At 61.0% G+C, this 14,049-nt stretch carries 11 protein-coding genes; all 11 read right to left on the bottom strand.

What is annotated here, in order from left to right:
• Positions 1–43 precede the first annotated feature (43 nt).
• A complete protein-coding gene (locus ASN89_RS06855; RefSeq protein WP_046684142.1) occupies positions 44–370 on the bottom strand; it encodes a hypothetical protein in 327 nt (108 codons plus the stop codon).
• Complete coding sequence (locus ASN89_RS06850) at positions 367–864, bottom strand: glycoside hydrolase family 19 protein (protein WP_058048740.1); 498 nt, start codon at positions 862–864, stop codon at positions 367–369. The genes ASN89_RS06855 and ASN89_RS06850 overlap by 4 nt, the downstream gene beginning before the upstream one ends.
• A gap of 14 nt (positions 865–878) precedes the next feature.
• Positions 879–1,307 (bottom strand): hypothetical protein, encoded by a 429-nt coding sequence (locus ASN89_RS06845; RefSeq protein ID WP_058048714.1) that lies wholly within the window; start codon positions 1,305–1,307, stop codon positions 879–881.
• Positions 1,308–1,375: 68 nt separating this feature from the next.
• Positions 1,376–2,680: a hypothetical protein gene (locus tag ASN89_RS06840; protein ID WP_152988467.1), complete on the bottom strand. Its 1,305-nt coding sequence runs from the start codon at positions 2,678–2,680 to the stop codon at positions 1,376–1,378.
• Entirely contained in the window at positions 2,681–3,628 is a 948-nt protein-coding gene (locus tag ASN89_RS06835) for a hypothetical protein (protein WP_152988466.1), read from the bottom strand.
• 453 nt (positions 3,629–4,081) lie between these two features.
• The gene (locus tag ASN89_RS06830) at positions 4,082–5,944 is read right to left on the bottom strand and encodes a hypothetical protein (RefSeq protein WP_058048711.1); all 1,863 of its coding nucleotides are present in this window, start codon (positions 5,942–5,944) and stop codon (positions 4,082–4,084) included.
• On the bottom strand, positions 5,944–6,774 hold the full coding sequence (locus tag ASN89_RS06825) for a hypothetical protein (RefSeq protein ID WP_058048710.1): 831 nt from the start codon (positions 6,772–6,774) through the stop codon (positions 5,944–5,946). The genes ASN89_RS06830 and ASN89_RS06825 overlap by 1 nt, the downstream gene beginning before the upstream one ends.
• On the bottom strand, positions 6,771–7,259 hold the full coding sequence (locus tag ASN89_RS06820; RefSeq protein ID WP_058048709.1) for a DUF4376 domain-containing protein: 489 nt from the start codon (positions 7,257–7,259) through the stop codon (positions 6,771–6,773). The genes ASN89_RS06825 and ASN89_RS06820 overlap by 4 nt, the downstream gene beginning before the upstream one ends.
• On the bottom strand, positions 7,259–9,271 hold the full coding sequence (locus tag ASN89_RS28540; protein WP_152988465.1) for a hypothetical protein: 2,013 nt from the start codon (positions 9,269–9,271) through the stop codon (positions 7,259–7,261). The genes ASN89_RS06820 and ASN89_RS28540 overlap by 1 nt, the downstream gene beginning before the upstream one ends.
• Positions 9,268–10,737, bottom strand: a complete 1,470-nt coding sequence (locus ASN89_RS06810) for a hypothetical protein (protein WP_058048707.1) — start codon at positions 10,735–10,737, stop codon at positions 9,268–9,270. Before ASN89_RS06810 ends, ASN89_RS28540 begins: the two co-directional genes overlap by 4 nt.
• Positions 10,734–14,039, bottom strand: a complete 3,306-nt coding sequence (locus tag ASN89_RS06805) for a hypothetical protein (RefSeq protein WP_152988464.1) — start codon at positions 14,037–14,039, stop codon at positions 10,734–10,736. The genes ASN89_RS06810 and ASN89_RS06805 overlap by 4 nt, the downstream gene beginning before the upstream one ends.
• Positions 14,040–14,049 lie beyond the last annotated feature (10 nt).

The following is a 14,049-nucleotide window of genomic DNA, read 5'->3' as shown; positions in this document are numbered from 1 at the left end:
GCGAGGCCGCCTGCATGCCTTTCAGCACGTTCACGCGGCAGCCTCATGGCATTTCGCTGGCGATCAGCGCCTCGGCGGCACGGCAAGCATCACCTTCGGGCTGCAACGCCAGGATGCGCGCCGCAGCCGCTTGCGCATCTGCCTGTCCAGCCTGCGCGGTGGCCAGCGCCTGCCGTACCCGCGCCGACCGGCGCGCGTCCTCCTCTCGCATCGCATTCAGGGCCTGGTTCTGGCGCTGCAACACGGCTTGCAGCGCCAGCACTTGCGCCGCGCACGCGGCACGGCCCGTTTCGCGGCCCCAGCGCTGGGCGCAAAACACGGCTGCCCCCAGCAACAGCAGCATGGCCACCATGCTCAATGACGGCTTCATGCCAGCACCTTGCGCGCTGCCTGGTACAAGGCCAGGCGCTCGGCCAGGCCGTTCACGCCGCCGTTGATGCGGCGCGTCACCCGTTCCTGGTCGCCCGCGTCCGCCAGGCGATTCAAGCCGCGCGATTGCCAGAACCAGCCCGCCGAGCGGCACGCGCAAGTCGTTTGCTCCAGCAGTTGCGGCGCCGCCAGTAAATCCAGGTCTAGCGCCACGCCGCACGCCGCATAGTTGGCGCGCCCCGTCACCTGGAGCAAGCCGCGCCCCTTGAAGCGCACGCCATCGCCGGCGATCACATTGCCCAAGTCCGCGCGTCCTTCATAGGCAGCACCGCTGGCCAGCTCGCGCACATAGCGCAATTGTCCCGATTCGTGGCCCACCTGCGCCAGGAACGCCGCCTGGCGCAGCGGCGTATCGATACTGAACTCGGCCATCGCCGCATTCAAGGGCGCCAAGAACAGCGTAGCGCGGCGACCAGCCAGCGGCATGATCTGCATCAATTGGGCGCCTGTCACAACATGCCCCGCACATCCTTGACCGCAGCGGCCGCATCGGCCGCCAGTTCGCCGATATCCTTGCCGCGCCGCTTGTCGAACCAGCGCACGCAAGCGCCCAGCACCCACCAGGCGGGCAAGCCGGCCGCCACCATTACCGGTGCGGCGATGAACAAAAACCCCGTGGACGGGTCGCCGCCATACAGGCCCGCCACCGTTTTCGCGCTGTCGAACAGGCTGGGCCACCACGACAGCACGGCGGCCACGAGCACGGGACCGAGAAAGGTGGAAATGATGATGCTGGAACAAAAACGAATAAATGCCTCCTTGGTGGACTGGGGCCACATGAACATGAAGCCCAGCGACGTGGCGGCGGCGCCGGCCAGCACGGGCACGCCAAACAGTTTGATCAATGCGCCGCCGGCGGCGGTGGTTTCGAGGGCCATGGTTGCCTTTCAGATGGTGGAAATGAAAAAACCCGCCGAAGCGGGTTTGGGTGTGGCAAGCACAATCTTTATGCCACCTTCACGATTACACGAGCACGGCCATCGTCTTCGACGGCGATGACCTTGCCGATGGCACGCGTGTATTGCTGAAGCGTCATGTCCGTCTCATTGATGGCAATGCCCGCAATGCCTGCACCATCCTGTACCGGTACGATGAACTGGCCGGGAACTGCCCCCTGGATATTGCATGGCACCTGGCCGGCGAAGGCGATGCGGTCGACCGTCTGGCGCAGCGCTTCGAGTGCCGCATCGAAGGCAAGTCCGGGAGCCTGCCGAACAGCCCACTCTTCATCGGTATCGCCTGCCAGCGGCACCTCGCGGTACACGGCCGCCTTCGCAGGAATCGCTGGCGTGAGCAGGGTCAGGCCGTCGTAGATTGCTTCGACAGCCGGTTGCGCCTCGCTGGCAAGCATCGATTCGACGCGGTCAAGCGCACGCGTCACGGATGCCGGACGCTGACCAAGCTGCTGCGACCACTTGTCGCCGCCCACCATGCACGGATCGGTGGATTTCACGGCAAACGAGATGGCGTCAGCCCAGCGATCGGTGAGCTTGCCATCTGCGCCGATGCCGATCACCTGACCTGCCGCGACGACGCCACACGCCGGGGCCTTGAACATGTACTCGGCATAGTCGGCGCCACTGGCGTTGATCGTGCCGGCAGCATTAATGCTGCGGCCAGTCAAGGAGGTCTGCGTCACGCGCATGACGCATTCCGAACCGTTGCCGTAACCGGTAGCGCCCACGTTAAAAATTGCCGAGTTGACGATTTCCAGATTACGCGTTCCCTCGACCTGATTGGGATTCTGGATGACGCTGTAATACGTGTCATCATATTCTTCCGGCGTGCCGATGCGCACGTATTTCGGTATCGTCACATAGCCGTTTCCACGAACGATCAGCAAGCCTGGCGACAATTGTCCGCCTGGCGAGGTATCGAGCGCCTTTAAATAGAGGGAAAAGCCGTCCTTGACATAGCTACCTCCACGCCCAGCACGTGTAGCAAAAATGAATGCCCCTTCAAACGCCTTGCCCGCTATGCCCGTCACGCCAAGAGACATGGCTGGGTTAATTCTGTCCAGCGCGTTTCCTGTATTGTTTACAGGCGCATACAAACTGGTGTTCGTCAGACCGTCTACACTGCGCGCGTAGATGCTGTGGGTACTATAGATCTGGTATGTGTTGGCCAACGGGCCGCTCATCACGCCGCCTGTCAACGGTACGGCGTTGTACGGTCCCGCCGCAAACGCCCGATCCATGTCATTCAACTTCTCGTTGACGTTGGGCATACCGTCATAAAATTTATCAGCCATTTAGATTCCTTCAATTTGTAGTGGTGCAGAATACGTTTCAAAGTACGGCGTGGTTACCGCGTCGCTATTGCTGGCCTTGCCATACAGCATGTAGTCCTGTTCCAGCAGCGAATCCGGGTTTTCCGGAAACAAACTGAACAGCATCGCCTTGCCCTTGCCGTTCTCGCGCAGGATGCGCATGAAGCGCGCACGGTCCATCGGTGTCAGGTGTGCCAGGTTAATGCTCAGCTTGTCGCTGGTCGTACCCAGCACGGTTTTCAGGGTGCCTGCACCCGTGCGGTAATTTTCACTGCTATCCTGCGTCTGCACCTGGGCGCCATACTCGGCGTTATATTGCGGTGACCAGTAGTTGCCGACCACCAGACGCGAGATCTCCAGGTAGCCTTCAGGGCTCTGCGGCGCAGACACGTCGATCACTATCTGGCGCACGCGCACAGGGGCGAACCATGTCACGCCGTCGGAGCCGCCGCCGCGCGGCCAGGTGTTCACGCCGCCCCACTGATAGGCGTTCCAGCCGAGCGGCAGCACGCCCCAGGGATAGGAACCATGCACAGCAGCCGGGCACGGGAAGATGCTGCCGGTGTCGAGTACCGGCACGGCGTCGCCCGGCTGGGCATAACCGCGCACACGCATGCGCGCGCTGCTGGTCATGTTGGTGAAGATCAGCGCCACGCAGGCGATGGGCTCCTGTGTCGGCCAGGTAGCGCTGATGGTCTGTGCAGTGCCGCTGGCGCGCAACACGGCATTCTTGCTATCGCGCTGCAGGTTGGCCGGACCCAGTTCGCCGGTTTGGCTCGATGCAGTCAGCACCGCGCGGTCAGCCGCGTTGTCATAGATGATGCGAAGATTGCTCATGGCAACAGTGCCCCTTTCAGGATGAGGTAAATGGTTGGTGAAATAAACCCAGTGATAACGCCGATAGGCTCGGTACTGGATGTGCGGCGCCACATGCCCCAATAAACTCGGTGCGCCAGAGATTGGTGCCAGCGCTGGGCTCGTATGACGGGCCGGAGGTTGGGCAACCCATCACGACAGTCCGGATCAGCAGCTGGACCGTCATGACGGCCCTATTGGCTGCACCAGATGCGAGCGGGAACAGTGGGGCAGGATGGCTGAAGTCGCAGGCAAGAGCGCCATTGGCGTTGTAGAACGCAGCACGGATGCCACCGTCGTATAGCGTCGAAACGAAGACGTAGGCCCGCACTGCCAGGGACAACTGCACGGAATCGAACTGACACGCGTCGCGCGATGAGCCGTAGTGGCAGATCACCTGCCACTACCCTGCTGCCACCTCGGCTGATGAAATGATGCCGATGTTGCTATCGAGTGGCATATTCAATGCCCATGTCACCGGACATCATGCGCAATCCGATACTTGAAATACCCCCAACGGCTAATTTGCTACACGGCCTTGACCATCACGTAGGCCCTGCCATCGGACTCGATCGATATCACGCGGCCGACGGCGTGCAGGTACTGCTTCATGCTGAGATCGTCCTCGTGCACGGCGATGCCCTTGATGCCAGCACCGTCCTGCACCGGCACGATGTAATCGCCCGGCTGGGCGCCCAGCACGTTGACCGGTACGCGGCCGGCGATGGCGATGCGGTCGACCTTTTGGCGCTCGGCTTCCAGGGCGGCGTCGAAGGCAGTCATGGCTTCGGCGTCCAGTTTTGTCGCCACCCTGTAAGCGGCCACGGCTGCGGCGTACTCCTCATGCTTGGCTGCCCATTCACTGTCCGTATCACCCGGCTGTGTCACTACGTCCGCGTATTGCATTGGCTGAGTGCCAGCGACTGGCTGCTGCGTGATCACATCCGCACGACGTTGCGGCTCTGACGGTTCCGCACCGGCAATGGGTTCAGGGCGCGCTCCCACTGCCAGCGCCCAAGTATCGCCGCCAACAAAGGACGGCGCAGTAGACTTGATCGCAAACAGAATGGCGGAGGTCCACTGGTCTGTAATTTCGTTGTTGTCGGTAATGCCAATTACCTGACCGGGTGCAATATCGCTACAGCCAGCACACTTGTGCACATACTCGGCATAGTCATTCCCCATGGTATTGACGGTGCCGGCGATATTGGCGCCCCGCGCAGTATTGCTATTTTTTCCAACGTATAAAACAGCGGGTGAGGCGGCCCATCCCCCTGTGCCATCAGAAGCGTTGACGCCGACGCACGGAGCAGCAAACCCCTCACGGCCAACATACAAAATCTCTGTGCCCATCGCGGTATAACGACTAATGTTATGACGGAGGATTGATGTATCGGTACTGCCTGCTTTGAGAACCGGCATATATAACCGCCCATTGCCATAGGTAGCCATTAAATTTCCCGTCCAGGAATTGGAGTTATTGTCCCAAGCCCTGAGTGTTAATTTATAACCTTCCTTGTTGACGCTTCCATTGCCGCCGCCAACCATAAATCCAAACTGCCCGGGGTAAGCGAAACCGGGAATGCCGCCGAATCCCAAACGCAAACCCTCTTGCTCGTCCGTCTGGTTTTGCCTGGTTTGCCCTCTCGCTAAAAATGAATTCCCATAATCGAAGGTTGCCGCAGCGCCGACGCCGATGATATCGGTAAATAAGATACCGCGATTCGTTCCTTCATTACCGGTCATGGCCTGCCAGCGTGGGGCAATATAGCCCGGGGCACCTGGAATTTGCGCCGTATCAAAAACAATGACTCCTTCTGGCTGCGACGTAGTTTCGATGGGAGCTTGTATCGTCGCTGCGTCCATCCCCACTAAGTCAAAGGAGAGCGTGGAATAACAACCGGCCTGGAAATAGGCATAGACATCATATTTCCCGTCAGCACGTTTGTAGACAATGAAGCGTGACTGAGATGTACGCGCACCCTCCATATGCCAGTCGACATAAAATCCGCCTCGCACCCCTATCAGAATGGTCACCGGCGTAGTGGAAACAGCTCCCCAATTCTCATTGAGAATCCCCTTGATGAGCAAATTATCATGACCACCCAAGTTTTCCTCGCGCAAGGTGGCAATCAAGAACCACTTTGGCGTTGGCGCCCCTTGTGCAAGGTAACTGTAGCCATATTTGGCAGTGGGGCCAGAGCAAAGCCTGGCGTTCATTTGGATTGGCATGTTCGGATCGATCCATGCCGGGTGCATATAGCCACTTGGGCCAGCAAGCGGCGACCGTCCCACGGCTGGCGCATACGACGCCACCACGGCGCCCCGTCCAGCCAGCTCATTCAAGCGCTGGATCGTATCCTTCTGGCCATAGTAAAAAAAGTCACCCATTACAATTCCTCGATTTCAATATTGGTGGCATACGCCTGAAAAGATGGTGTGGTGATGGCTGCCAGATTGGCAAGGCGCCCATACACCTGGTGCGTTTGCTCCAGCTCGACGTCGTCGCTGTCCGGATACAGGCTGATGAAAAGCGGGCGCGACAGGCCATTGCCGCGCACGATGCGCCACAACTCGGCCCGGTCCAACGGCGTCATGTGATCAAGCGCCAGCGACAGCTTGCGGTACATCACGCCCCGCTCGACCTTCTGTTCGCCAGCGCCATTGCGATACTGGCTGCTGGTATCGAGCGGCGTGATACCGGCGCCATATGAAGCGTTCTGCTCGGGGCTCCAATATGCCCCCGCCACCAGGCGCGCAGCCTCGATATAACCGGCAGGATTGTCAGGGTCGGCCAGGTCAATCACCAGTTTCCTGATGCTGCGCACCTGGAACCAGGCGCGGGCGTAGGTACCGCCGCCGTAACTGTAGGCATTCAAGCCCAGCGGCAATGCACCCCAATCCCACATGCCCAGCCGCGCATACTCGCAGGCTGGCATGACGCCAGTGTCGAATGCAGGCGCAGCACTGCCGGGCTCGATGTAGCCGCGTACGCGGATGGTTGCCCCTGGGGTCAGATTGCAAAACGGCAGGGCCACGCCGCCAACGATGTCCGGTGTCGGCCACGTTGCAGTGATGCTCAGCGCTGCGCCGATTGAGCGCAAAACCGAAGACTTACCCTCGCGCTGCAGGTTGGCAGGACCCAAGATGCCGGCCTGGCTCGATGCCGTCAACACTGCGCGGTCGGCGGCATTGTCGTAAATGATGCGCAAGTTGCTCATGCACCCTCCTGCACCGGCCAAACAATGGCCTCAAGCGTGTCAAACGAGGTGGCGATAGCGATCTGCTTCCGTAACCGAAGAGCGATAGCGAACGCCTCGGTGACGTGCGCCCCCAACGCGGCGCCGACGGCAATCATGCCAGATGCATCGAGCGTCACGTGGGTGTTATCCGACAAGGTCCAGTCGATGCTGTAGGGCTGGTCGGCAGCCTGCGCAATCAGGGCTAGCTGCGTGGCTCCGACGATACGGTCCTTGTCTGCCTGGTACACGAAGCCACAGCACATGAAATCTGCGGTTTCAGCCACGCTGCGTGCCGCCTTGATGCGCTCCCAAGTGCGCACTTTGACGCTATCGAGCGTTCTTGCATCTATCCACATGTCTGCCAACGCATCGTATGCGTGATGCTCGCTGGGCTGTGGCGGCAGCGTCTTACCGGTGCGCTCGTTCGTGAGAGTGCCATCACTGTTGACAATGATTGTTTGCATTAAAAATTCCTCGCGATCACTGTCGCTTGACATTGTTTAAGATAAAGCCGCCGCATATCCGCAGCTGTGAGCGATGCATTGGTAGCGGAAACGCCAAACTGGACCGTGTCCCCCGCGTTGACGTACAGCGTTTTTCCATAGCCCGTCGCTACAGGAGCATCACCAGCTTGCCGCTCCTGGACTCCGCTCAGCCATACCCACACCCCGCCATTGGTGCGGTACCAGATGCTCAACTGGTCGTCGACCACCGCAGTGCAAACGATCGAAAAGAAAACGGCGCCAGAGCGGATACGGCGCTCGGCAGGCCACCATGGAGCGTTGTGCATGAACAGAACTTCCTCGGACGTGAATACAACGGCGGAACTGGTCGGCGAATCCTGAATAAACACTCCTGACGCGGACGACTGCAGCGAAATCGATGGATAGCCCGGTTCGAAGAATGAAGTTGCTGCAGCGGCTGTGCCGACAGACACCCGCGCAGATGAGAGGTCGCCGGAAAATGTTCCTGATGCACCTTTCAATTCGCCCGTAAAAATTCCGCTCGCGGTCTGTAACTCTCCAGAAAACGTTCCGGAAGCTGCTGAAAGTTTGCCCGAAAAAGTCGCCTTTCCACCATTGATGAGCAGGCCCGGCATGGACACATAACCACCACTTCCCAACTCTACATAGCCACCGGTTGCAGGGTTACCCAGCAGTAAGCCCCGTTCACTCAGGTGAAAGCCAAGGCCGCCGTTGCTCGGCCAAAGATAGGTGTTAGTGGGATAGCCAGCGCCTCCATGCAGCGTCGCTCCATAAATATCGCCGGCAGTCACTTCGCCGAGGTTGGCAGAGATGGCAGAGACCTTATCCACCGACAGTGCCTTGGCCGCCACCGACCCATCCACGAGCAAGTTGCCATTCAGCACCGTACCCAGCACCATCCATGCGCCATCGACAAAGAACTTCGTCACCGCATGCGTCGCGTCATACAAGGTCACCGCGTCGCGGTTGATCGGCGCGCCATAGCCCGCACGCCCCAGTTCATACACGGCCGAGGCATCGGACCAGGCCGAATAGCCGGGCGCCGTCACCGTCACCGTGCCGCGCTGACCGGTGGCGCCGTCGGCGGCCAGGCGTGCTGCTGCCGCCCATTCGCCCGGGGCGATGTCGTCGGTCGCCGTGCGCGACGCGGCCGTGGCGCCGGATGTGAACAGATAGGCGCCGCCCGCCGCCGGCACCTGGGTCGACCAGCCATTGTTCAGGCCCGTCAACGCACCGGTGGCAAAGGTGAATGTGCATGCCGCACTCGGTAATGCCGGCGCGATGTTGGTGGCGCCGCGCTGGTAGATGCGCACGGGCGCCACATTCAGGCCGTCCAAGCCGTTCGTGCCGCTGGTGCCGTCCTTGGCCAGTTGCACCGCCCCCGCCCACTCATTGGCGGCAATATTGTCCGTCGCATTGCGCGAACTGGCTGCCGCCACGCGCACGTACAACGGCGCCGTGCCGGCCGGGATGTTCTTCGACCAGCCATTGGCCAGGTCATTGCCAGCCGGTGTCGTGATGGCGGCTGTGGAAAAGGTAAAAATCACATCTCCCGGCGAATCGGCTGGGACAGCGGCAGCGCGCTTGTAGGCAAAGGCCTGGCCCGTGTTCAAGCCGGCCAGGCCCGTCTCGCCGGCGACGCCGTCGAAGACCTTGCTGACCATGTAATTGGCAAGGTATTCGACGCCAAATTCACGGATGCTTGCCTGCACCAATGCCGTATCGGTAGTCATGCTGGCAAAATCGACCGTGGCCACGTTGCCGTTGACCCGCAAGGTCGTGCCGGCGGATACGGAAAACACAATATCGCCCACCACATTGACTGGCTTGGCGGTGATGGCGATCGAGCCAGGCGCGCCGGCACCGGCACTGTTGACGCGAAAAACGGGCGTACTGGCGGACATCAGGATCGCCTTGCCATCGGCCGTCGTGCTGAAGCGCTCCGCCGTCGCCTGCAGCAGCGTATCGCGTGCCCCCATAATCGCACTCATACCAGTACCCCCACCGTCACTCTGCCCGTCAGCCAGAAACGCGACAGCATCACCACCACGCCCGGCACGCCGTCCTGCAAACCAAAGCGTTCAGCGCGCAGTCGTACGGGCTGCCCCAGTTCCAGCATCATCATCTCGGGTTCTCCGTCAAATTCGTAAATGGTGCGCGGCACCTTGTTCAAGGCCAGGCGCCGCAGCGCTTCCGCGCGGGCATCGGCCCGCGTCTTGAGGCATGTATCGATCTGCACCGGGTCGTCGGACAGGCGATAGCGTGCACGTACCTCCTCATCGACCACGGTTTCGGTCAGCCACTCGGTGGCATACAAATCCGCATGCGCGGGCGGGATGCTGGTCGTCAGGCCAGCCTGCAGCGTGTAGTTCCGGTCGAAGCCGATCTTCACGGCAGCCGCCACCGTCAGGCGCTGCGCCGGACGCAGCGAGCGTTCGCGCATCTGCTCCGGGCCGATCGCCAGCGGCACGCCGGCGGCAGGCAGCGCGATCTGCACCAGGCGCAATTGGCCGGTACGCGACATGATCGCCTGGGCGCCCACGCTGGCCGCCAGTTGCTGGATGGCCTGCGCCTGGTTCGTGCGGTCGGCAACATACAGCCCCACCGGCTGCGGGTGGGCCGCATCGAAGGCGGCCAGGTTGTCGAGGTCCATGTCAGCAAGGGTGAAACGGTCGGCTGCCTTGCCGTAGGCAGTAGCGATGCGCCGCACCAACGCGGCAATGCGCGGCGCATAACCGCCGCCTTTATCGCCCTGCACGCTGACCGTGATCGTGGTGGAAAATGGATCGGTGGTCAGGTTGAATCGGCCCGCCTGGTCATTCAAGGCGACCGCGATCGGCTTGCCATTGGTACGCACTTCGAACGTCGATTCGACAGCGCCGAGAAAACCATATTCCAAGGTGGCCGGATTGGTCAGCAAGGGCGCCACGTTATGGCACTCGCCGAACGGAATCGGCAGGATGGCGTCCTTGTTCGGCGTCGTGCCTCCCAGCTTGGCTTCGGAGATCGGCGTATTGAGGCGTTGCAGCTTGTCGCGCAGGACCAGGTTGACCGACTCGCGCCCTGCACTGGCCACGTCGGCAATGATGCCATCGAAGACCAGCTGAAAGTCGGCGCGCGGCCAGGAGGGATCGCCCGCCCAGGCCTTGACCGGCCGGTTCATCCACACGTCTCCCAGCCAGCCATCCAGAGCGCCATCGGCGTTATCGAGTTCGATATCGCCGCCCGACAGCCCCGCCTCACCGGACAGGCTGGCCTGTTCCGTGAAGGCCAGGCCGCCCTTGGCCAGCGGCAGGTATGCGGTATTCGCCGGTACCTCAAGCGGCCCGGTCACGTAAGGCCGCGAAGCGATATATCGCGTCACCTCGCTGCCGGCCACATTCACCTGCGCCTCGATCAGCACCATGCGGATGGCCGAGGCGCTTTGCAGCCATTCCTGAAATTGCGCATCGGTCATGCGTATTCTCCTTTCACGGCATTGGCCCAGGCGGATGCCCGGGATGATTTATCCACGCCATCGACCACCGTCCTGGCGGCATTGGCGTTCGATTCAAAGGTGGCCTGGATGGTGGCACCCGTTTGCGCCCGCTGGTCGGCGCGCAAGCCTTCCAGCTCCACGCGCATGGCCTGGTTGTCTTCGCGCAGGCCGCGGATTTCGGCCACCAGCACCTCTGAGCCGACGTTCGCAGCCGACGAGTAGCGCACAGGGTCGAAGACGGCCGCTGTAACCGGGGAAGTCATCGCGGCCAGCGCGGCGACCACGGGAGGATTACCGAGCTGCACGCCCAGGTCCGCCGCACCACCCATCGCCGCCCGCAGACCGGCAATGGCTTGCGCCACCGTCAGCACGCTGTCGTTGATTTTGATCAAGCCCGACACCTGGGCATTGAGCGCATCGAGGCTGGCCTGCTGCACGTCGACCTGTGCGGCCGCCCATTTCAACGCTTCCTTGTTCGCTTCCACCACGCGGGCATAGTCGGCCGCATAGCGGGCGTCGGAGGCGTTGACCACTTGCGAGGCCGTCAAAAATGCCTGTTCCGCGGCAGACAGCCCCGATTGCGCCGTCGTGTCGCCCGCATTCGCAGCCGCCAGGGTTTTCTCGAACTGTGCCCGCGCTTCGGCGTACTTCTGCTCCGGCGTCAGCGTCGACTGGGCACCCAAAGCCATGCTGGAATTGAGCCCATTCAAGGTCGTCACCCACGATTTCGACTTCTCCAGCGCCGACTTGGCCGCCGCCGATTCCGTCTCGTAGGCTTTGGCCAGCGCATCCTTCGCGCTGGTCACCGCCTTGACGGCCTGGATCTGGTCGAACAATCCGCGATTGACATCGGCGACGCCGGCGCGCTGGGCAGCCAGCAACTGCGCTTCGCTTTGCGTCAACTGGTTCAACTGTTGTTGCAGATCTTTGCGTTCGCTGGCGATGTCGCTGGCAGTCCTGTTCACTTCTGCCAGTTCACCCGTGGCGGCGGCCAGGTCGGCCGCATAGTCGGCAGCGGTCTTGAACGGCTCGGCAAGGGCCAACAGAGACGCGTACAACTCCGCAGCCCCATCCCGGCCCGTTGCCACGCCATCGGCTGCCGACAATACGGCAGCCTTGAAGCCATCCATCGTCGTCACCCCAGCCATACCCAGTTTGCCCATGGCCTCATTGACCGACTTGGAAATAGGCGCCAGGCGTTCCGCCTCGGTGAGGAAGTTCTCCACGAAAAACCCGGTACCACTTGTGAGTTTGTCGATGCCACCAGCTGCTTCAATCAGATGTTCGCTCAACTTCACGGCACCCAGGCCAGTCGTATTGAATGACTTGCCCAGCACCGCCAGTACATCAGTCACCTGCATGTAGTCATTCGCAACACGCGCCAGGGTTTCCAGGTAGCCTTCGCCGACCTTCTGATACTGCTCCAGGCCACCCACGCCAAACTTGGCCATATCGTCGCCAAGCTTGGAAAATGCGGCTTCCAGCGCTTTCTGAATCTCGTCGCCCTTCAGGTCTTTCAGCGAGATCTTGCCCAGATCGACCACGAAGGATTTCAATCGCGCATTGAATGCGTCACCGCCCATTCCCAGCATGCCGGCAGCCGCCTTGACGGTGTCGGACAAGCCGAGAATGACTTTGCTGAACTGATCGTTTGCTTCGCGGTCAAGGCCGCTCAAGGCCGTACGTTTCTTATCACTGGAAAACCAGCCGCCCGACGTTTTGGTATCCGTGTACTGGCTGGCAGATACCCCGCCCGCCTGAATTCTGTCCAGCGTAGCCTTGTTCAACATCAGGCCTGTATCGATCATCGTCGTTTTACCGCCGAAGATAGAGCCAAGGATGCCGCCCGTGATTTTTCCTACCAGGCCACCCGTCAGCTTGTCGAGCGTCAGGCCAATGACGCCGCCGGTGATTGCAACGCCAAGTGCGGAAGAACCAAATGCAGCCGCGCTGCCCTTGCTATCGGCTGCCATGGCGCCGGTCACGCCGGAATTGCGCACCAGTAGTCCGCCCAAGCCACCAATACCTGCAGCCACCTGGCGCAGCGAATAAGCCATCGAGGCGGAATACGCCAGCCCCAGTCCGGAATTTTTCTCCATGATTTCCAGAGAATTCGCAATCGAATTGCTCTTCGCGCTGGAGTCCCCCAACACCGTACCTGTGCCGGTGGCCGCCTGCCGGTCCTTGGCCGTAGTATCGGCACCACCGCCGCCGGAAACGGCAACGCCGATTGCCATCAGCATGCCTGCCACCATGGCGAACGCACCGATATTGGCGGGAAATGGCGCAGCCAGCGAAGCGGCAAGGGCCGACGTACCATAAGCGCTGGACTTGGCAGCTTCGGCGGCAGCCACTGGAGCAACAGAGGACGCAGTACTGGTAATCTCGGCCGTCGTCGCCGCCGTTTTCGCCGTTGTCACCAGGGTGATATTCGTCAGCTTTTCAAACAGCGACTTGGCATTCATGGCGAATTCATAGGCGCGAAAACCCTTTTCCACCTTTTCCATGACTTCATAACCAGTCGAGTGCTCCTTGAAGAAGCCTTTCGCCGCAGTGGCCATTTCGCGGTATTGCCTGACAGTCGACATGTGTTTTTTGTCTTGTGCCTTGCCCCTGTCATCGTCGGTCTTCGCCTCGCCCATCTCTTTGGTAAAGGTGAAATCGATATCGTCCTGCGCTTTCCGGAATCCCAGCAAGGCCGTCGTCATTTTGCCGATGGTGCCGCCGACCTTGCCAAAAGCCGTCTCCAGCTTTTCAGCGAACGTCTTGGCAAATTCACCTGCCTCCTTCCACTCCGCCTCGCTATATTTGCGCGTGGGCGCCGCCGGTGCCGCTTTTGCCTTGGCATCGGCCGCCTCTTTGCCTGCGGTATCGAGCTTGTCCTGGCGCTGTTCTTCCAACGCAAAAGCGCCATATTTGGCGCCTGCGCCGGCTGTGGCGGGGCTACCTGCGGCGCGGAAAGCCGCCAGCCGCGTATAAGCATTGCCCAGGCCACCGACCACTTTGCTGGCATCGGCCAGCGATTTCGCCTCGCCGGTATTCAATGCTCCCAAGGCCTTTGCTGCAGCGGTGGCATCGCGTGCTTGCTCCGCCTGGGCGCGCAGCAACAGCGCCGACGATTCCGCCTCCGTATTGACTACCTTCAAGCCCTCGGCCGCAGCCAGGCTGGCCTCGCTGATTGCTTTCAGCACTTGCACCGTATCCGTTGCCTTCGTCAAATCGATGACAAGTTTTAATTCTGTTATCTCTGGCATGGTTGGCCCATAAAAAAGGCCGCGCATGGCGGCCGGG

Origin of the sequence: Janthinobacterium sp. Ant5-2-1 (assembly GCF_001445815.1) — a bacterium.
GTDB lineage: Bacteria > Pseudomonadota > Gammaproteobacteria > Burkholderiales > Burkholderiaceae_D > Janthinobacterium > Janthinobacterium lividum_E.
This window is presented reverse-complemented; position numbering and strand designations above follow the sequence as displayed.